16 protein-coding genes are annotated in these 18,823 nt (G+C 64.8%); 3 read left to right on the top strand and 13 right to left on the bottom strand.

All coding sequences use genetic code 11. The features are described 5' to 3' along the window. Positions 1 to 607: 607 nt before the first annotated feature. The 11 genes from OCW50_RS14905 to OCW50_RS14855 all read right to left on the bottom strand — a co-directional run bounded on the left by OCW50_RS14905 (position 608) and on the right by OCW50_RS14855 (position 14,087). Positions 608 to 1,555, bottom strand: coding sequence for a sugar-binding transcriptional regulator (locus OCW50_RS14905; RefSeq protein ID WP_262298105.1), 948 nt, complete (start codon positions 1,553 to 1,555; stop codon positions 608 to 610). A 7-nt stretch (positions 1,556 to 1,562) separates the two neighbouring features. Continuing rightward, a complete protein-coding gene (locus OCW50_RS14900; protein ID WP_262298104.1) occupies positions 1,563 to 2,240 on the bottom strand; it encodes an HAD family hydrolase in 678 nt (225 codons plus the stop codon). 353 nt (positions 2,241 to 2,593) lie between these two features. Beyond that, positions 2,594 to 3,487 (bottom strand): class I tRNA ligase family protein, encoded by an 894-nt coding sequence (locus OCW50_RS14895; RefSeq protein ID WP_262298103.1) that lies wholly within the window; start codon positions 3,485 to 3,487, stop codon positions 2,594 to 2,596. 358 nt (positions 3,488 to 3,845) lie between these two features. Continuing rightward, on the bottom strand, positions 3,846 to 5,357 hold the full coding sequence (locus OCW50_RS14890; RefSeq protein ID WP_262298102.1) for an alkaline phosphatase family protein: 1,512 nt from the start codon (positions 5,355 to 5,357) through the stop codon (positions 3,846 to 3,848). Between the two features lie 71 nt (positions 5,358 to 5,428). Then, on the bottom strand, positions 5,429 to 6,295 hold the full coding sequence (locus OCW50_RS14885) for an inositol monophosphatase family protein (protein WP_262298101.1): 867 nt from the start codon (positions 6,293 to 6,295) through the stop codon (positions 5,429 to 5,431). 96 nt (positions 6,296 to 6,391) lie between these two features. Further along, entirely contained in the window at positions 6,392 to 7,222 is an 831-nt protein-coding gene (locus tag OCW50_RS14880) for an inositol monophosphatase family protein (protein WP_262298100.1), read from the bottom strand. Between the two features lie 15 nt (positions 7,223 to 7,237). Continuing rightward, on the bottom strand, positions 7,238 to 7,861 hold the full coding sequence (locus OCW50_RS14875) for a dual specificity protein phosphatase family protein (protein ID WP_262298099.1): 624 nt from the start codon (positions 7,859 to 7,861) through the stop codon (positions 7,238 to 7,240). A 111-nt stretch (positions 7,862 to 7,972) separates the two neighbouring features. Beyond that, positions 7,973 to 9,100 carry an ABC transporter ATP-binding protein gene (locus OCW50_RS14870; protein WP_262269662.1) on the bottom strand — a complete coding sequence of 376 codons (1,128 nt, stop codon included), beginning with the start codon at positions 9,098 to 9,100 and terminating at the stop codon, positions 7,973 to 7,975. A gap of 35 nt (positions 9,101 to 9,135) precedes the next feature. Next, a complete protein-coding gene (locus OCW50_RS14865) occupies positions 9,136 to 10,374 on the bottom strand; it encodes an ABC transporter substrate-binding protein (RefSeq protein ID WP_262298098.1) in 1,239 nt (412 codons plus the stop codon). Between the two features lie 48 nt (positions 10,375 to 10,422). After that, positions 10,423 to 12,258: an ABC transporter permease gene (locus OCW50_RS14860; protein WP_262298097.1), complete on the bottom strand. Its 1,836-nt coding sequence runs from the start codon at positions 12,256 to 12,258 to the stop codon at positions 10,423 to 10,425. Positions 12,259 to 13,031: 773 nt separating this feature from the next. Next, on the bottom strand, positions 13,032 to 14,087 hold the full coding sequence (locus OCW50_RS14855) for a LacI family DNA-binding transcriptional regulator (RefSeq protein WP_262298096.1): 1,056 nt from the start codon (positions 14,085 to 14,087) through the stop codon (positions 13,032 to 13,034). 295 nt (positions 14,088 to 14,382) lie between these two features. Here OCW50_RS14855 and OCW50_RS14850 point away from each other — a divergent pair, with 295 nt between their 5' ends. The 3 genes from OCW50_RS14850 to OCW50_RS14840 all read left to right on the top strand — a co-directional run bounded on the left by OCW50_RS14850 (position 14,383) and on the right by OCW50_RS14840 (position 16,808). Continuing rightward, complete coding sequence (locus tag OCW50_RS14850) at positions 14,383 to 14,775, top strand: NUDIX hydrolase (protein WP_262269702.1); 393 nt, start codon at positions 14,383 to 14,385, stop codon at positions 14,773 to 14,775. 364 nt (positions 14,776 to 15,139) lie between these two features. Continuing rightward, positions 15,140 to 15,784 carry a DUF47 domain-containing protein gene (locus tag OCW50_RS14845; protein ID WP_262269658.1) on the top strand — a complete coding sequence of 215 codons (645 nt, stop codon included), beginning with the start codon at positions 15,140 to 15,142 and terminating at the stop codon, positions 15,782 to 15,784. 13 nt (positions 15,785 to 15,797) lie between these two features. Beyond that, a complete protein-coding gene (locus OCW50_RS14840; protein WP_262298095.1) occupies positions 15,798 to 16,808 on the top strand; it encodes an inorganic phosphate transporter in 1,011 nt (336 codons plus the stop codon). A gap of 258 nt (positions 16,809 to 17,066) precedes the next feature. Here the strand turns inward: OCW50_RS14840 and OCW50_RS14835 are convergent, their stop codons facing one another. Then, positions 17,067 to 18,008 carry a 2-hydroxyacid dehydrogenase gene (locus OCW50_RS14835; RefSeq protein WP_262269656.1) on the bottom strand — a complete coding sequence of 314 codons (942 nt, stop codon included), beginning with the start codon at positions 18,006 to 18,008 and terminating at the stop codon, positions 17,067 to 17,069. Positions 18,009 to 18,060: 52 nt separating this feature from the next. Then, on the bottom strand, positions 18,061 to 18,822 hold the full coding sequence (locus OCW50_RS14830; RefSeq protein ID WP_315974430.1) for an amino acid ABC transporter ATP-binding protein: 762 nt from the start codon (positions 18,820 to 18,822) through the stop codon (positions 18,061 to 18,063). Position 18,823: the final 1 nt, after the last annotated feature.

The raw sequence follows: 18,823 nt of genomic DNA, 5'->3' as shown, positions 1-18,823 counted from the left end.
GGGCCTGCTTGGGCCTGGAGGGCAATGGGGCAAGGCGGATCAGCGCGTTGGAGCATCCTGAAGCAGCGCATCGATCGGGGCGGCCCGCTTTTCGTCCGCACGATGCGCGCGGCGGTCTTTCGATCGCGTTCACCGGGACGAACCTGGTGACGACGTGGTGCGTGTGTGGTCCGGTCCTGCCACCTTCCCACGTCATGGCCGGCCAGTCATTACCCGCCTCTCGCCGGCCATCCCGATCCGGTGAGGCGCGGCGCCTCTCGGAAGCGGGATCACCGGGACGAACCTGGTGATGACGTGGTGTATGTGTGAGGCGGTGCGAACACCCTCTCACGTCATGGCACCCTCCGCCCTTCCTGCCACCCTCCCCACGTCATGGCCGGGCCTGTCCCGGCCATCCCGATGGTTTGAAGCGCGGCGCTCTTCCGACCGGGATCACCGGGACGAGCCCGGTGATGACGTCAAGGGTGGTGTGAGCGGATGCTCAATTCCCTCAGTGGCGCACCGTTCGGCGCGAAAAGCCGGGTCCACTTTTCACTGACGTGGCCCTTCGGGTCGCTGACGCGGCCCTTCGGGTTGCTCGCGTGGCCCGCTGGGTCCGCACGGTGCGCTAGTCCGCCAGGAGGGCCCGGGCCGTGTCCTCGTCGGTGACGAGGCCGTTGACGATTCTCCCTCTCAGCGCGGCGCGCAGGGGCGCGACCTTGGCCGGGCCCTGGCCGATGCAGATGCGCCGCCGGGCGCTTCCGGACTCGGGCGGCACGCTGGTCACGCGCAGGTTGGTGCCGCGGTCGAGGAATCGGCCTTCGGCATCGAAGACCCAGCCGGTCACCTCACCGACGGCGCCGTGGCGAACCATGTCGAGCAGCTCGCCGCGCGTCATGAATCCGTCCCGATATAGCACTGCATCCTCGCCGATCTGGCTGATGCCCATCACCCAGAGATCGGCCTCGCTGGCGATGGCGCGGATGCGCCTGATCGACTCGATCTGGATGAGCTGAGCGCGCTCTTCGGGGCTCGACACATAAAGGGGCAGCGGCATTGGAAAATACTGCGCCCGGGTAATTTCGGCGAGCTTGACCAGCGTGTCGAAGGGGCTGGCCGAGCCATCGGGCGAGATGGTCCCGACCAGCGAGACGAGCCGATGCAGCGGGCAGGACATGGGCGGAACGCGCTCGATGCTGGCCCGCATGGAACGGCCGGTGCCCAAGGCCATGACCAGCGATTGGCGTGAGCGCAGCCAGCGCTCGATCAGCACGCCGCCGAGCGCGGCGACGCCGGCCGCGCCGGTCTCCGCCGAGCCGTCGGACGGGGCAACGTCGCAATGCAGCAGCTCGAAGCGGTCGCGCAGCCGCGCTGCGAGCTCCATGCAGGTGCTGATCGGGTGGTTCATGCGGAAGCTGATCAGCCCCTCGCTGCGGCAGAGCGAGACGAGGCGCTGCGCCGCCGGGCGCGAGATGTTCAGGATCTGGGCGATGTCGTCCTGCGTGCGGCCGGCAATATAGTAGAGCCAGCCGGCCCGGGCGGCGTCGTCGAGGCGGGTGCTGTCGTTCTCGGCCATCGGACGCTCAACCGGTTGCAGGCATCGGTGCCAGTTCCCGCCAGGATTCGAGCACCTTGTCGGCTCCGGCGTCCAGGAGCGCCTGTCTCTGGTCCAGAACTGCGAAATGGCTGCCGGCGGCGAGGCCATAGGCTGTCATACCAGCCGCCTTCGCCGCCATGACGCCGCTGACGCTGTCCTCGATCACAAGGCAGCGCTCCGGCGCCACGCCGCGCTCCCTGGCGGCCAGCAGGAACAGGTCGGGCGCCGGCTTGCCGCGCGGCACGCGGGTCGTGCTGAAGATCCGCCCCTCGAAGAGATCCCATAACCCAACTTTCCGGAGGCAGATCTCGATGCGCTCCTCGTCGCTTGACGAGGCTACGCAATAGTCGCTCGCGAAGGCCTCGACCGCGCCGCGCACTCCTTCCACCGGCTGAAGCTCGCGCGCGAATGCGGCAAACAGGCGGGCCCGCCAGCCCTCCGTGAAGTCGCCCGAGGCCGGGCGGCCTGTCATTCTCTCGTAATCCTCGACGACGACACTCGAGGGGCGCCCGAGATAGCGGCGCATCACCGTCTGCAGATCGTAGCCCGGGTCGAGAGGAGAGAGAATATCGACCAGAGTCCGGCAGCTGATGACCTCACTGTCGACGAGCACGCCGTCGCAATCGAGGATGACGAGGTCGAAGGGCGATCTCTGGACGGGCATGGGACAGCAACAACCTTGAGCGGATGCTCGCATGAAGAGCATCTACCCGATTTGCTGTCAAACCCAAAATGTCGGGGGCCTCCAGCACCGCCCAGGTCGCGCCGCTGCCATGGTCACCCTCCACGTCATCACCGGGCTCGTTCCGGTGATCCCGACACGGTGAGGCGCGGCGCTCTTCCCATCGGGATGGCCGGCACAAGGCCGGCCATGACGTGAGGAGGGTGACGCGAACCGAACGATCAACCGCCACGTCATCACCGGGCTTGTCCCGGTGATCCCGGTCGGAAGCCCACCGAGCGCATCGTGGGGCCCTTCGGGTCGCTGACGCGGCCCTCTGGGTCACGTCCGAGGCTCTAGTGTGTGCATGACCGGAATCCCGGCGCGAAGACGCGCAGCACCTCCTCGATCCGTCGGGCCGTGTCCTCGTCCGGTCGCAGGTGCTTGTGGCGGTTGTAGAACTCCATGAACCCGCTCACGACCTTGTTGAACTTGAAGGCCCGTGTGTCATGGTCGACCTGATCCTTGAAGGCCGAAAGATCGATCCGGTCGGAGCCCCGGCTTTCCAGCCACCGCCGCATCCGGGACAGGAACCGGCGCTGCCCGGTGATGTGCTCGTCCGACCACTCCCCACCCTCGAAATAGGGACCGATGAACATCAGGTACAGCCGCAGCTCGTCGGGATCGTAGTCGTCAGGGCTGACGGCATTCCCCTTGGACTTCGACATCTTCGCTCCGTCCTTCCTGATGACGCCCTGATGGATCACCTTCCTGAATGGCTCCTCCCGTGGGACGACACCTAAGTCGAACAGCACCATGTGGATGAACCGGGTGTAGATCAGGTGCATGCAGGCGTGCTCGGCCCCGCCGACATACAGATCGACGGGCTGGTAGCAGCCTTCCGGCAGGAACTCGGTGTCGCTGTCGGTCAGGTAGCGCAGGTAGTAGAATGAGGAGTCGACGAACGTGTCCAGGGTGTCCGTCTCACCCTCGACCGGGATTGGGCACCCCCATGTCCGCTGCCGCGAGACGCACCAGTCCCTCAGATCGGCCAGCCACGCCCGCTGCATCCGCTTGGTGGAATCAGGCATGTCGATCCTGTCCAGGCCAGTGATCAGACGGTCCCGGTAGTCCGTAATCCGGAAGGACCACTGGTTCATGGTCCGGCGCTCGACCGCGCTGCCGCACCGTTCTGTGCGCGGCTTCGCCGCCCTGGAAGGTGCCTGTCGCCATAGCTGCCCTGCTCGCATAAGGTGGAGTTTGAGCCGACCCAGGTCTTCTCGCCTGGATTCACTGCCGTGTTGAATGGTCAACGAGGCTTACTGCTGCGGCATGTCGAGTCAAGGTATATATTCAGGCACGAAGCAGGCTTGATGGTCCTGTGACATATTGAGCGGGCGAACCTCTCTTGGCTTGTTACTGTGTTCGAATGCATCCTTGCTCTGGGGGCGGCTCTGGGTTGAACGAGCCTTCGGGCGTGGCCTCACGAAGGTCAGTTGATCCGATGCCGGCGGAAATCCGGCATTCGTTCCAGGGCATATCGGTCGGCTCAAGGACATATGGATCTGCGGGGCGGATGGGCCGGGTCCGGCCCACCCGCGAGAGCTTCTACTGAGCGGCTGCACGCAGGCCTGAGCGTTCACCCAACTTCGTGGCATGATCGATCACGTGGTAGATGTAGTTCTGTTCCACCACGCCGGCGAAGAGGTGAGCCCAGGGGCCGCCGGCAAAGATCGCGACGTCCTCGCCGCCGTGGGTCTCGCTGTCGAGCGGGACCAGGGACTGCTGCTTGTAATCCGGCGCGGTGGTGTCAGCTGGCGTCGGACGTGGTTCATTCGCTTTCACGGCGCCCGGGCCGTTGGCGTAGCCGAGTGTCGTGAACGGCTTGCCATCCTTGCCGAGCTTCGGCTTGCCGTCCGGCTCGACGATGGTCTCCAGGATCGGGTTGCCGCGCTTCGGATATCCACTGATCGTCAGCGTATGGCTGTGGTCTGCCGTCACGATCACGAGCGTCTCATCGAGGTTCACCTTTTGCAGCGCTGCCTTGATGGCATTGTCGAAGGCGACCATGTCCTCGAGCGAGCGGTACGCATTGCCGTCATGGTGCGCGTGATCGATGCGCCCGCCCTCGACCATGAGGAAGAACCCGCTCGGGTTCTGGCTCAGGATGTCGATGCCCTTCACCGTGAGTTCCGCCAGGGACGGCTCGCCGCCATTGTCCTTGAGACGGTCCGCCTCGTAGCGCATGTGCGAGCGCTCGAAGAGGCCCATCACATGAGGGGTCTTTCCATCGAGCTTGTCGAACTGCTCCTTGTTCCAAAGAAACACGCCGCTGTTGGAGTAACGGTTCTGCCATTCCTGGACGAGGTTGCGCCCATCCTTGCGCGAGCCCTTCTTGTCCGTGTCCTCGGGGTCGTTCACGGTCTCCGGGAGGAAGCGGTCGCGTCCGCCGCCGAAGATCACCTCGAAGCCGTCGCCTTGGGACCAGGCGGCAAGCTGCTGGGCGATGTCCTTGCATCCGGCCGCCATGGCCTCCGGCGTCATGTTGGCGTCACCTTCCCAGTCGCGGTGAGGTGTATGGGCGTACATGGAGGCCGGCGTGGCATGGGTGATGCGGGCGGTGGAGATGACGCCGGTCGCCTGCCCGGCCCGCTCGGCCATGGCCGCCAGGCTCAGCACCTCCTTGCCCTTGGACCCGGCACAGTCGCCGACCTCGACCTCGCTGTTCACGCCGATCACGTCGTTGCGCGTTTTCACGCCCGTTACCATGGCCACGGCGGTCGGGGCGGAATCGGCCACCTGCGCGTCATGGGTGTAGGTCTTCGAGAGAGCCGCAAAAGGCAGCTTTTCCATGGTCAGCGAGTTCGACTCGCCATCGACGCCGCGCTTCTGCCCCTCGTAGATGCGGCCCGCGGTAACCGTGGAGATGCCCATACCGTCGCCCACGAACAGGATCACGTTCTTGGCGCGATTGGTGTTCGGCGTCACGCGCAAGCGCTCCTGGAGCGCGGACTGAGCTGCGCGGAAGTAGGCGTCGTTGGTTTGAGGCAGGGTGTTCTGAGCGTACGCAATGCTCCCTGAAGCGGCCAGCAAGGCCGCAACACTGACGAGTCGTCTCATGATTGTCCTCCCGTGCTGCCGACGGCCCGCGTGCGGGCAGTGGCGCACAGGAGTAAATAGCTCACGCGCGCTTACCGCCCAGCCCCGAAAGGGCTCGCGAGCGACATTGCAGAGAGGCCAAAGAGCCTCTCGTGAATCGTCCGCCAGCTCTCTGCATCGGGAGCGCATAGGATGCCCCCATCATGGAGGGTGGGGCGATAAGGCGCTCCGTCAAACCGCGCGGCGTAGCCGCCGGCCTCCCGATGGAGCAGCCAGCCTGCCGCATGATCCCACGGCATCAGCTTCCCGTGGAGAAGGAAGTGGCAATGTCCGGCGGCGGCCATCCGATACTCGTGCGCCGCGCAGCGATAACAGGCAACGGCCCCGAAACCCGGGAGGTTCGCCGCCACGGCGGACCGCATGGGCTCCGGCATATGGTGCCAGGAGGCGCACCCTGACATTTCTTCGATCGCGACCGAAGACGCAACCCGAAGATCGGTTCGTCTGCCATCGGGATGCTTGATCCAGGCCCCCTCCCCGCGGATGGCCATCGCCGTGTCGTTCCCAACCGGGTCATGGATCCAACCGGCAACGACCTCCCCTCGCACAACGGCCGCCGCCATCACCCCGAACAACGGGAGACCCGAGGCGAAATTCTTGGTGCCGTCCACCGGATCGATCAGGAAGGCAAGGTCCGCGTCCGCCAGCCTGTTCAGCAGAGACGGGTCGCACTCCGTGGCCTCTTCGCCAATCAGGACAGCATGCGGAAAGGCCCGCCCCAACTCTCTGGCGATCATCCGCTCGGCAGCCACATCGGCATCCGTCACAAGATCCATGGCCGACGACTTCTGCCGAACCTCATGCGCCGACAGGTTCCGGAAGCGGGGCATGATCTCCGACCGGGCCGCTGCGCGGAGCAGCTGCTCCACGAGGCCGGCATGATGGGTTGAGAACAGCATGGGCAATCGCTTTCACAATTCCCGGGAGCGCAAGCCCCGCCGCGACAACCCGGGATCAGGATCCGTCGCGCTCCAGGATCGAACACTTGAGTGCGGTCAGGCCATTCCCATCAGCCGGACGAGCGGGTCCCTCAGACCGGACGTGCAGCCGAGTACGATGTTGCCGTCGCGCAGTCCTGAACCGGTGAGAAAGTCATTCACCCAGCCGCCCGCCTCCTCGATCAACAGCATCCCGGCCAGGGCATCCCACGAGTTCATGTGCAACTCGCAATAGCCGTCGATCCGGCCCGCCGCCACGGAGGCCAGGGCCAGGGCGCCCGACCCTCCGCGACGAACGCCCGCCCCGGCCGCCAGGATCCGGCCGACGAGATCGACGTACTGGCTGAGCGGAAGCCGGGTCGACCAGCCGGCCTCGATGGTGGCGGACTGCATGTCGCCCAGCCCGCTGACACGGATCGGCTCGCCGTTCAGCGTCGCACCCCGGCCCCGCTCGGCCGAGAACAGTTCATCGTGCATGGGATCATAAATGATCCCGATCCGGGTCTGGCCATCGCGGACATAGGCGATGGAGATGCAGAATTGCGAGATCCCGCGCACGAAGTTCGCCGTGCCATCGATCGGATCGACCACCCAGACATTGTGATCGAACGATCCCCCGCCCTCTTCGCCGAAGAAGGAATCCTCGGGAAAGCTCTCCAGCAGCCGGCTGCGCACCAAGCTCTCGACCTCGGCATCCACCGCCGAGAGATAGTCCTGATGTCCCTTGAGGTTGATGCCGGTCGTTCCGGGGCGTCCGTTGAACCGGCGGCGGGCCAGGGCCCCCGCCTCCCGCGCCACAGCGGACGCGACAGACAATCTGAGGTCGGATTTCTCCGCTGCGGACAACGAGACGGGATCCGCGACCCTGGCTATGGTGGAGACGGGCATGAAGGTTTGTCCTGCTTACTGGCTGGAGGAAACGGGCTCTCGTGCCGGATGCTTCTCGCGCTCGATCCGCCGGATCCACGCAGCGGCATGGCGGGCGGCTTCGATCAGCATCGGCTTTGGTGTCTCCATCCATTCATCAGGATGAAGCTCGCGCGTGACGCGCAGGTGATCGATGGCGGCCTCGAGGGTCAGGAACCGGTCAGGCATCTGGATGTGGATGTACAGGGCCGCCAGGATCACGGACCGGCTGCGCCCGCCGCGGCAGTGCAGCAGCACGTTCCCACGGCGACGGTGAGGATAGGTGCGGCGGTCGGGCAGCTGCTGATGCAGGGCGCCATCGAGCAGGTAGTAGCCGGCCAGCAGCATCGTGTCCGGGTTGCCTGCATCGTCGATGAGACCCAGCTTGTAGTTTCGGACCGGCCCGTGCGGCGACGCGATGTCGGAGGCTCCGACCCCGGCCGTATAGTCGATATCGAGGTTGACGGCGCAGTTCACCACGATGGCGATGTCGTTGCTCTTGAGCAAGGCCTTGTCCGACGCCGCATTGGCGTCCCCGACGAAAAGCTTCACCCCGAACGGCGGGAGATCCTCGACGATGAGGCTCATCGGAGGGCGTGGAAAGTTGAACTGGGTCACCATCGAAACTTTGATCCTGATCTTCGTGGTATGGCTGTTGCGGCACGCTCATCGGGAATGGCGTGCCACAGGGTTGAGCGTTCTGCCTGTTCGACCGGCAGCCGACCGTCGCCTTCAGGCCGCGTGGGAGGCTCCGACAGCGGGTGGGGCCGACGGGAGCCGATTTCCGCTGCCCTTATCGAAGAATATGATCTGGTCGGGCGGGAACTCGACCCAGATGGTTTTCTTCGGGAGCGAGGTCTCGAAGCGGGGAATGAGCGCCGTGACCCGGTGGCCTTTGACCGTGAGCGAGATGATCGTCTGCGATCCGGTGGGCTGGACGATGTCGACCTCGGCCTGCAGGCTGAACGGGCCCTGCCGCTCGACGATCGTGATGTTCTCCGGGCGGATCGCGAACGTCACCGGGCCATCCGGGCCCCGCAGGCCGGTCGGCGCGGGAATGGCCGCATCCTGGAAGCGCACGGCCCGCTCGCCCCCGGCGGTCGCCAAGGTTCCGTCCAGGAGGTTGATCCTGGGATCGCCGATGAACTCGGCGACGAAGAGGTTGGCGGGGTTGTGATAGATCTCGTAGGGCGAGCCCTGCTGCTGGATGACGCCGTCCTTCATCACCACGATGCTGTCCGACATGGTCAGTGCCTCGACCTGATCGTGCGTGACGTAGACCGTGGTCGCCTGCAACTCGCGGTGCAGGCGCTTCAGCTCCGTGCGCATCTCCGTCCGGAGTTTCGCGTCAAGGTTGGACAGCGGCTCGTCCATGAGCAGGATCGCGTTGCGGGCCGCAATCAGGCGGGCCACGGCCACCCGCTGCTGCTGACCGCCCGACAGCTCGGACGGATAGCGGTCCGCAAGCCCGGTCAGCTGGACCTTCGCGAGCGCCTCCGCAAGGCGCTCCTTGACCACTCGCGCGGGCTGCCTGGCCTCCGACAAAGCCAGGGTGATGTTGCGGTCGACCTTCATGTTGGGCCACAGAGCGTAGCTCTGGAAGATGAAGCCGAGGCCGCGCCGCTCGGGCGGAACGAAGATTCCGGTCCGGCTGGAGTAGACCGTCTTCCCGCCGAGCACGACCTCGCCCGTGGTCGCCTGCTCCAGGCCGGCGATGACGCGCAGGGTCGTGGTCTTGCCGCAGCCCGATGGCCCGAGCAGGGTCACGAAGCTGCCCTTCGGGATGTCGATGTCGAGGCTCGGAAGGGCCAGATGGCTTCCGTACGACTTGGTGATGTTTCTGAGGGTGATTTCAGACATGGGCACTCTCTCGTGCGGAAGCCATTCAGGTCAGGTTACCGGCTCGTCTCGGCCATCCAGAAGTCGCTGATCTTCGCGATGTTGTCCTTCACGAACGCGGGCGACGCGGTGAGCTTGTTGGCCTTCGGCCACATCTCGCTGTAAGGCGGCGGCGGCACGTCCGTGCGCGGTGAGAAGGTGCCGACCTGGTAAAAGGCGGCCATGCCCTGCAGCAGGTCCAGGGACTTTCCGGACCGGAACGGCGCCTTCAGCTCCGAACTGCTGTTCAGCTCCTTGCTGCCCATGAGGAACGACACGAAGAGCTTCGCGGCATTCGGATGCGGCGCCTGTCCGGCAACCGCCACATAGGTCGGATACGAGAACAACGCCGCGGGCTGCAGGTCGTAGGGGATCGCATTCGCGTAGTTGTCGGACTGGTTCTTGGTCAGGTAGTGGATCACCGAGAACGCCATCGGGGGCTTGGCCTGGCCGCGCAGCCCGACGGCTGTCGCGATCTTCGAGCTGTTGTCGGAGATGACGATGTCGTTGCCGATCAGCCGGTGCAGGAACTCGTAGCCTGCGTTCTCGATGCCGGGCGAGAGCTCGAGCTTCTTGCCATAGTGATTCTCGTACGCCTTCTGCATCTCGTCGGAGTGCTCGACGATGGCAGCGAGCATCATCAGGGTGGTTAGCGAACCGGCCGGCGACTTCATGGAGAAGCGGCCCTTCCATTGCGGTTCGGTGAGTTGCCAGATGCTCTTGATCGGCGGCTCCGGGTAGGTCTCTGAGTTGTACAGAACACCGTAGGCTTCGATCACATGCGTCAGCAGCGGCTCCCGGTGTTCGGCGGGAATCCTGTCGACCAGGTACGACGGCACGTAATTGACGATGTGTTGGTTGGGAAGCAGGTCGAACACCATCTGCTCGGTGCCGCCCGAGTAGATCACGTCGGCCGCGTACACGCCGGCCTGGTGCTCGCGCACGACCTTCTCAATGGTCTTCTCGGAGCCGAGGTCATAGGCCTTGACCTTGATCTCTGGATAGAGCTTCGCGAAGTCCTCCGCCACCTTCAACATCGTGCCCGATGAGGAATAGACGACGACCTCGCCCTCCTTCTTCGCGCCGGCAATCACCTCGTCCCAGTTCTCGTTCTTCTGATAGGGGCCGAGCTGGCTTTTCTGGAGCCAGGCGTCCCACTTGGGGTCGGGCTGCTGCGCCATGGCCGGCGCTGCGAGGGCAAAGGTCAGGGCTCCGGCCGCGAGCCAGGCTTTGGCACTGCGGAAAGTCGGTGTCATGATGGGCTTCCTCCTTCGTTTCTCGTTGTGTCGACCTGGATGGATTGGTCAGGCCGCCCCGATCCTCGCCTTCGTCGACAAGGCGCGGACGGCCAGGTTGACCGCAATCACGATGGCGACGAGCAGCACGGTGGCGACGCCGACGAGTTGGGGCATGTCCTGGTTCTGGTAGTTGTAGATGACGCCGGCGAGCACGTTGGTCGACGGCGTGACGAGCAGGATGATGAGCGACAGCTCGCGCATGATGCTGATGAAGCTCAGCAGCATGCCGGAGAGAAGCCCGCCGGCGGCGATGGGCACGATGATCCGCACCATGCGGCGGAACCAGCCGATGCCCTGGACGCGGGCCGCCTCCTCCAGCGACTTGTCGATCTGCAGGAGCGCCGCGATGCCCGTGCGGGACGTAAACGGCAGCGTCTTGACCGAGCAGATCAGGACGAGCAGCGCGAAGGTGCCGTAGAGGGCCGGGATCGGCCCGAACGGACGGGCGAACATGCCGATATAGATCGCCCCGAAGGCCAAGGCCGGGAAGATATACGGCAGGAAGGCCACCGTCTCCAGGGCGCGCGAGGTCAGCGAGCCGCGGGTCCTGACGACGACATAGCCGATGAGGAAGCCGAAGACGCCGGTCGTCATGGCGGTGAGGAACGCCAGCTTGAGGCTATTCCAGGTCGCATCGAGGATGTTGCCGTTGTCGACCAGGGCAGCCTGGAGTTGGTCGACGCCCTCGCCTCCCTGGCCGGTCCAGTAATGCAGGGTCAGGTTGCCGAGGCTGTAGTTGCCTGCCGTCTTGATCAGCGACTGAAGGACCAGCAGGACAAGCGGGAAGGCGACGGCTGCCGTCATGAGCAGCATGACAAGGATGAAGAGCGGCCAGCGCCAGCGCCCGAGATCGATCTCCTTGCTGCGGAAGCCCTTGCCGGAGAGGGTCACGAAGCTCTTGCGGACACCGATGAGACGCTGGTTGATGAAGATGAACAGGCAGGCGAGGACCACGAGCACGAGCGCAAGCAGGAAGCCGTCGCCCGCGTTGCGCGTCCCCATGGCGGCATAGATCTGCGTCGGCAGCACGAAATAGCGCACCGGCATGCCGAGCACCGCGGGCGTGCCGAACGATCCGACCACACGGATGAAGGTCATCACGACCGCGGATCCGATAGCGGGCAACAGGAGCGGCGCGGTGATCCACAGGAACTGCTTGAGGCGCGAGAGGCCCGCCATGGCCCCGGCCTCCTCGAGCTGGCTGTCGACGCTCGTGATCGAGCTCGACACCGAGAGATAGGAGTAGACGTAATAGTGGAGCGACAGACAGATGACGATCGGGATCGGGCCATAGGCGATCCAGTCCGGCGGCTGCACGCCGAAGAAGTATGCAAAGGCACCTGACGCTCCGCCGATGCGGTCGTTCTTGAAGAACGTGATCCAGGCCAGCGCCATCACCCAGGACGGGAGCATGTACGGGATCATCACCAGCGTGTGCAGAAAATTCCGGAACGGAATGTTCGTGCGCACGATCAGCCAGGCGAGACCGGCGCCGAAGGCCAGGCAGATGGCGGTGGCGGCACAGGCCGTGACCAGCGAGTTGAAGAAGGGTTTGTAGAAGATCGCCCAGGAGAGGCGACCGGCGAAGACGCGCTCATAATGGAAGAGCGTGAACTCGCCCGGCTGAGCCTTGGGCAGATAGGCGCGGTCATAGGGCTGAACGGTGAGGGTCTCCCGGACCAGCTCGAACAGCGGCACGAGGACCAGCGCCCCCAGCACAACGGCGAGCAGGATGCCGAGAAGGCGTTCGGGCTGGGTGAAGACGTGCCGCAGGTACCCCACGATGGCGCGTGCGGACGATCGGCTCGATGGGGTGTGTGCTGGCGCCGCCGAACTCGTCATTCCGTCACGTCCTTCCCGGAGCCGGGTGCAGGCTCACAAGCGTTTCCCATGGGCGGCCGACTTCTGGTGCTCTCGTCCGGTCGGGCCGGAGGGCGGTCAGCTCGCGATTGTCCTGTGCGTCCCGTTGCGGCACGGCTCGGCCGCTCGAGGATCACAGGATGAAGCCAGAGGAGCTTTGCACACGTGTGCAAAGCTTGCAAGCAAGCATTTTTCGGCGAAGTGGATCCGGGTTTGGGATCCGATCCGATCTCATCCTCCCACGTCATCACCGGGCTTGTCCCGGTGATCCCGCTTCTGAGAGGCGCCGCGCCCTTCCGGATCGGGATGGCCGGCACAAGGCCGGCCATGACGTGCGGAGGGTGGAGCGCGAACCGAACGATCATCCTCCCGCTGTCATCACCGGGCTTGTCCCGGTGATCCCGATACGGTGGAGCGCGGCGCCCCAAAAGATCGGGATGGCCGGGACAAGCGCGGCCATGACGTGGGAGGGTGGCAGGACCGGCTTCTACCAACACTCCACGTCATCACCGGGCTCGTCCCGGTGATCCCGATGCGAGAGGCGCCGCGCCCTTCCGATCGGGATGGCCGGGACAGGCCCGGCCATGACGTGCGGAGTGACCCAACGGGCGGAGGGTGGCCATGACAGCCATGACAGGGCGGACTCGGAGGGTCACGAGCGTGGCCCGCTTTCATCCGCACGATGCGCTCGGCCAAGAAGAGAGATGATTCCCCATGAGGGGAAGCAACACCAGGCCTTCTGAATGAGGAACGGACTAGGATCGGATGGAGGGACGGACGGTCGCCCGCTCGACGAGTTCAACCGGAAGGACTTCATGCACGAGCGCCATGCCCTCTCCATGCATCTCCCGCTCGATGGCCGTCAGCACGGATCCCGTGAGATCGCTCATCGACTGCCTGACGGTCGTCAGGCGATAGGGAGCCCATGCGGATTGCGGGATGTCGTCGAAGCCGACGACCGAGAGATCCTCGGGAATGCGCCGTCCCATGCCACGGGCACCATCGAGGAAGCCGAGCGCGAGGAGATCGGTGACACAGAAAACGCCATCCAGGTCATGGGAGCCAAGCAGGCCCTCGGCGGCCTCCATGCCGGTTTCGTAGGTGGTCTCGCCCGACGACCAGACGACCGGCTTGAACCCGGCTTCCTCGATGCACTCGGCAAAGGCGACGCGTCGGCGGATCTGGGTTGGCGTCCGTGCCCCGCTGCCGACGACGCCGATCCGCCGGCATCCGGCCCTGAGCAGACGCTCGGCCGCAATGTGGGCACCGCCCAGATCGTCGCTGATGATCGTATCCGCTTCGGCGTCGTCGGCCTGCCGGTTGACCAGGATCACTCGAACGCCGTTGGCCATGCACTCATCGATGATCGACGAGGGCGGCGAGCCGGACATCACCACGATGGCCCGCACGCGGAACTCCAGGATGAGTTCGATCAGCGGCGTGATCCCCTGCTCCGCCTCGGCGGCGTTCAGGAGCAGGCACTGCATGCCGCGCCTCAGAAGCGCCCGGCTCAGCTCGTCGAGCTGGCGCGCCATGAAGGGCAAGGACAGGTTGGCGCCGACGACGCCGATGAGATTGGACTGATCGCTGATCAGGCTCCGAGCCAGGCGATTGACCCGGTACCCTAAGGTCTTCGCGGCCTCCTGGACCCGTTGCCTCATATCGGCCGAGACACTGGCTCCCGGCGTGAACGTGCGGGACACGGCCGACCGGGAGACGCCGGCGTGACGGGCGACGTCTTCCGCCGTAACGAAATTACGCGGCGCGCGGTCGCGCTTCAGCTGGTCTTCACGGTCTGAAGACGCCTCCATGAGGGCTTGCTCCGGTCAATCGATGCTCTGCGTGAGGGCGACAGGCATTCTGCGATCAGGGATGGATTTGCCGTCAAGCTCACGTCAAAAGTCTATGCACACGTGTTCAGCAACGCAAGCTATGGGATGGCTCGGGACGTTGTCAGCGGGAGCCCTCATTGGCGTTGCAGCCTACACCGCCCCCCGTGCGTTTGTTCGCGGAGGTCACAGGAGTCAACCCGGTTTGGACCAGCCGTCCGTCACCCAGTACGCCTGCCTGCCCTTTCGGGAGCGGGCCGATGGCAGCATCGAGGTCATGCTTATCACCTCCCGTGGCACCCGCCGCTGGGTCATCCCGAAGGGCTGGCCGATGAAAGGGCGTAAACCGCATGCCTCGGCCGCGCGCGAGGCTCTGGAAGAGGCTGGTTTGGTTGGCGAAGTCGGCAAGGTGCCGATCGGCTCGTATGGCTACGGTAAGCGTCTCAAGAGCGGAGAGGTGGTCCCCTGTCAGGTCGACGTCTTTCCGCTCAAGGTGAGAAGTCAGCGCAAGCGCTGGCCGGAGAAGGGGCAACGCAGCCTGCGATGGTTCGACCCGGCGCAAGCCGCCGAAGCGGTCGATGAACCGGAACTCAGGGACGTCATTCAGAAGGCGAAGTCACTTCTCTCGAGGGTGGGGTCTGCCCATGTCGGCGATGGAAGCAGGAGTTGATATCGTCTTCCCGGCTCCGGCTCATCCAGCCGGCGCATGGTTCACCCATGACCCCGGGAAGAGCCCCGACGACGGGATCGGAGTGGTTCGAAGGATCGCGATATCCGCCGCGTCAGCTTGGAATGCCCACCCTTGCGGCGCGAGGGAACGTCTGTGGCGTGACCGCGGCAGCACCCCTCCGAATGCCGAGCTCGATCGGCATGGACCCCGAAAGTCCCATGCACCCGATCGCTCCCGCCGGTTTGATTGTCGCGATGCCGATCGTCCCCGTGCCGCGCCTTGCCGCGACATTCCTCCGGGTGGCCCGGGCGAGATCGCTCATGACGGCCGACATGCGTGCCCTGCCCTTACAAGGAGATGACCCATGCTTCGATGGTTCCGTGCGCTGATGCCCAAGGAAGATCAGTTCTTCGATCTGTTCGAGGAGCATTCGAGGATCGTTCTGGCCGGCGCGGAAGCCCTTCGGGCGACCTTGGCGGGTGGCCCCGGGATCGAGCAGAACATCGCAACCGTGATGAACCGCGAGGACGACGCGGACAAGATCACCGGAGAAGTGCTCGCTGCCATCCGGCGATCCTTCATCACGCCGTTCGATCGGGGCGACATCAAGGACCTCATCACGTCCATGGACGATGCAATCGACCAGATGCGCAAGACCGTCAAATCGGTGGCCCTCTTCAAGGTGAGCCGGTTCGAACCTGAGATGGTCGAGATGGCGGATTGCATCGTCCAGGGCGCCCGAATCGTCCAGGAGGTCATTCCGATGCTGCGCTCGGTCGGCACGAATGCGGGCCGGATCAGCACCCTGTCGGAGCGCATCACGCAGATCGAAGGACAGACGGACGATCTTCACGATGCTGCCCGCAGCCGCATGTTCCAGGCGATGGGATCGGCTCACGCTCTCGACTTCTGGGTCGCGTCCGAGGTGCTTGACCATCTCGAACGGGTGATGGACCGTCTGGAGGATGTGGTCCACGAGGTCCACAGCATCGTGATCGAGCACGTCTGAGGAGCGCCGCACAATGGATGCCGCCTCCATCTCGCTGCCACTGCTGGTCGGTCTCATCACGGTGGCCTTGCTGTTCGACTTCATCAACGGCCTTCACGACGCCGCCAATTCCATCGCAACCATCGTCTCAACCCGGGTTCTGAGGCCGCAACTCGCGGTGATCTGGGCTGCGTTCTTCAACTTCATCGCCTTCCTGTTCTTCGGGCTCCATGTGGCGAATACCGTCGGCAGCGGCATCGTTTCGGCCTCCATCATCGATGCCGCCGTCATCTTCGGCGCCCTCATGGGGGCGATCATCTGGAACATCATAACCTGGGCGGGCGGCATTCCCTCCAGCAGCTCCCACGCCCTGGTCGGCGGCCTCGTGGGCGCGGGCGTTGCCAAGGCAGGCCTGGGAGCCGTCGTGTGGGGCGGACTCGGGCCCACTCTTCTGGCCATCGTCCTGTCGCCCCTGATCGGGTTCGGGCTCGCACTTCTCCTGGTTCTCATAACCACCTGGTCGGCTTCCCGCTCGTCCCCCTTCGCTGCGGACCAGGCCTTTCGCGGCCTACAGTTTCTGTCGGCCGCCCTCTATTCCCTCGGGCACGGCGGCAATGACGCCCAGAAGACCATGGGCATCATTGCCGTGCTGCTGTTCTCGCAGGGCCATCTCGGCAGCGAGTTCTACGTCCCCTTCTGGGTTGTCATCTCCTGTCAGGCCGCCATGGGCCTGGGCACCCTGATGGGCGGCTGGCGGATCGTGCATACGATGGGATCGAAGATCACCCGCCTCACCCCCATGCAGGGCTTCTGCGCCGAGACGGGAGGAGCCATGACGCTCTTCATGGCAACCTGGCTCGGCATTCCGGTCTCGACGACCCACACGATCACAGGGGCGATCATCGGGGTCGGAGCCGCGCGGAGGACCTCGGCCGTCAGGTGGGGCGTCGCCAAGGGCATCGTGATGGCCTGGGTTGTGACGATCCCGGCCTCCGCGATCATCTCGGCGTTCTTCTACTGGATCGCAGCCTCAGTCCTGTTGTGAATCGGCCCGGCGACCGTAGAGGTCATGGTCCGGGCAAGCCCGCCTATCGGGTTGCCTTGAATCGGCGGCTGGCGGAGGGCATCGGACAGGCCCCCTTCAGGCCATGTTGCTTGATGGACAGCCTCACCAGGAATTCCGCCCGAACGGCCTTGAGCTGATCGTCGACCGCTTTCCTCGCGTCACTGTGTTGGCGCGCGGCTGCTGCGGACGACACCGGGTTGGGCTTTCTCGGTTCCGCACCCGTGAGCCGCGCCGCGCTCAAGTCACCGGGGACGGCAACTCCTGGCCTGCGAAATAAGCCGCGACATTCCTGAGCACGAGCTCGCCCATTGCAAGACGAGTTTCAATCGTGGCGCTGCCCTGGTGCGGCATCAGGACCACATTATCGAGGTCGAACAGCTCCGCTGGCACATGCGGCTCGTGTGCGAACACATCGAGGCCCGCGCCCGCGATCCGACCCTCTTTGAGCGCGCTCACGAGTTCCAGCTCATCGAGCACGCTGCCCCGCGCCACATTGACCAGAAAGCCCTCCGGCCCGAGAGCATCCAGCACCGCACGATCGACCAAGCCTCGGGTCTGAGCGCCGCCGGCGACGCTGACCACAAGGATGTCGCTATCCCGGGCCAATGCCTCCAGCGACTCGGCGCGCGGCCATGGCGCATTGGGCACATCGGATCGGTTGAAGTAGCTGACCTGCGTCGAAAAGGCCTCAACCCTCCTGGCGATAGCCTGGCCAATCCGTCCAAGCCCAAAGAGCCCGACGCGCTTGCCGCTGATGCTCCGGCCGAGCGCGAGCCGCTTTCCTTGCGCCCACGCTCCCGCCCGCACCAGGCGGTCGCCCTCGGCTATGCGCCGGCAGCTCGCCAGCATGAGCGCGATGGCTAGGTCGGCGACATCGTCCGTGAGAACGCCAGGCGTGGTGGTGACCCGCACTCCTTGGCGGCGGGCCTTGTCGAGATCCACCGCGTCCGTCCCGATGCCGTTGATGGCAATGAGGCCGAGCTGCGGCAAGGCGTCAAAAAGAGCCGGGCTGACACCCGTTCCTCCCCCTGTCACCACGGCGCGAACACTGGGGCCGATCTCTGCCAGAAGTGCCGCGGGATCCTCTGCTCGGGACAGGCGATGAACGTGGTAATCGGCGTCGAGCGCAGCTTCGATGGGAGCCATCATAGGCTCGACGAGGATGATGTCTGGCTTCATGTCGATATCCCGGCGTCGCAGCGACGCCTGTGTGGTTCGGGCAGAGGAACTCTCAGTGAGAGAGGATCTGGCCCAGGAAGTTGCGGGTCCGTTCGTGCTGCGGGTTGCTGAAAAAGGTGTCCGGCGCCCCCTCCTCCACGATCTCGCCCCGGTCCATGAAGATGATGCGGTCAGCGACGCTGCGGGCGAAGCCCATCTCGTGGGTCACGCAGAGCATGGTCATGCCCTCCTCGGCCAGGCTCACCATGGTGTCGAGCACCTCCTTGACCATCTCGGGATCAAGTGCCGAGGTCGGCTCGTCGAACAGCATGATCTTCGGGCTCATGCACAGCGCGCGGGCAATCGCCACGCGCTGCTGCTGGCCGCCCGAGAGCTGGGCCGGGTACTTGTCTGCCTGATCCGGAATGCGCACGCGCGTCAGATATTTGCGCGCGGTCGCCTCGGCTTGGGCCTTGGATGTGCCGCGCACCTTCATGGGCGCCAGCATGCAATTCTCCAGCACGGTCATGTGCGGGAAGAGGTTGAACTGCTGGAACACCATGCCCACCTCGCGGCGGACGGCATCGAGATCGCGGCTGCTCGCGCCGACGTCGATGTTGTCGACGATGATGCGACCCTTCTGAGCATGCTCAAGCCGGTTGATGCAGCGGATCAACGTCGACTTGCCTGATCCTGATGGGCCGCAGATCACGATGCGTTCGCCGGTTCTGACCTTCAGGTTGATGTCTTTCAGGACCTGGAAGGTGCCATACCACTTCTGTACGTCCTCCATGCGGATGATGATTTCATCCTGGAGGCGAGACGCTTCGCTCATT

The organism is Microvirga sesbaniae (assembly GCF_025460805.1).
Classification (GTDB): Bacteria; Pseudomonadota; Alphaproteobacteria; order Rhizobiales; family Beijerinckiaceae; genus Microvirga; species Microvirga sesbaniae.
Note: the sequence above shows the minus strand (reverse complement) of the source record. Positions and strands in the feature narration are given on the sequence as shown.

Excerpts from the sequence above, each read along its gene's own strand:
- OCW50_RS14905 (WP_262298105.1), bottom strand. The coding sequence starts at position 1,555 with ATGGCCGAGAACGACAGCACCCGCCTCGACGACGCCGCCCGGGCCGGC.
- OCW50_RS14900 (WP_262298104.1), bottom strand. The coding sequence starts at position 2,240 with ATGCCCGTCCAGAGATCGCCCTTCGACCTCGTCATCCTCGATTGCGAC.
- OCW50_RS14895 (WP_262298103.1), bottom strand. The coding sequence starts at position 3,487 with ATGCGAGCAGGGCAGCTATGGCGACAGGCACCTTCCAGGGCGGCGAAG.
- OCW50_RS14890 (WP_262298102.1), bottom strand. The coding sequence starts at position 5,357 with ATGAGACGACTCGTCAGTGTTGCGGCCTTGCTGGCCGCTTCAGGGAGC.
- OCW50_RS14885 (WP_262298101.1), bottom strand. The coding sequence starts at position 6,295 with ATGCTGTTCTCAACCCATCATGCCGGCCTCGTGGAGCAGCTGCTCCGC.
- OCW50_RS14880 (WP_262298100.1), bottom strand. The coding sequence starts at position 7,222 with ATGCCCGTCTCCACCATAGCCAGGGTCGCGGATCCCGTCTCGTTGTCC.
- OCW50_RS14875 (WP_262298099.1), bottom strand. The coding sequence starts at position 7,861 with ATGGTGACCCAGTTCAACTTTCCACGCCCTCCGATGAGCCTCATCGTC.
- OCW50_RS14870 (WP_262269662.1), bottom strand. The coding sequence starts at position 9,100 with ATGTCTGAAATCACCCTCAGAAACATCACCAAGTCGTACGGAAGCCAT.
- OCW50_RS14865 (WP_262298098.1), bottom strand. The coding sequence starts at position 10,374 with ATGACACCGACTTTCCGCAGTGCCAAAGCCTGGCTCGCGGCCGGAGCC.
- OCW50_RS14860 (WP_262298097.1), bottom strand. The coding sequence starts at position 12,258 with ATGACGAGTTCGGCGGCGCCAGCACACACCCCATCGAGCCGATCGTCC.
- OCW50_RS14855 (WP_262298096.1), bottom strand. The coding sequence starts at position 14,087 with ATGGAGGCGTCTTCAGACCGTGAAGACCAGCTGAAGCGCGACCGCGCG.
- OCW50_RS14850 (WP_262269702.1), top strand. The coding sequence starts at position 14,383 with ATGCTTATCACCTCCCGTGGCACCCGCCGCTGGGTCATCCCGAAGGGC.
- OCW50_RS14845 (WP_262269658.1), top strand. The coding sequence starts at position 15,140 with ATGCTTCGATGGTTCCGTGCGCTGATGCCCAAGGAAGATCAGTTCTTC.
- OCW50_RS14840 (WP_262298095.1), top strand. The coding sequence starts at position 15,798 with ATGGATGCCGCCTCCATCTCGCTGCCACTGCTGGTCGGTCTCATCACG.
- OCW50_RS14835 (WP_262269656.1), bottom strand. The coding sequence starts at position 18,008 with ATGAAGCCAGACATCATCCTCGTCGAGCCTATGATGGCTCCCATCGAA.
- OCW50_RS14830 (WP_315974430.1), bottom strand. The coding sequence starts at position 18,822 with ATGAGCGAAGCGTCTCGCCTCCAGGATGAAATCATCATCCGCATGGAG.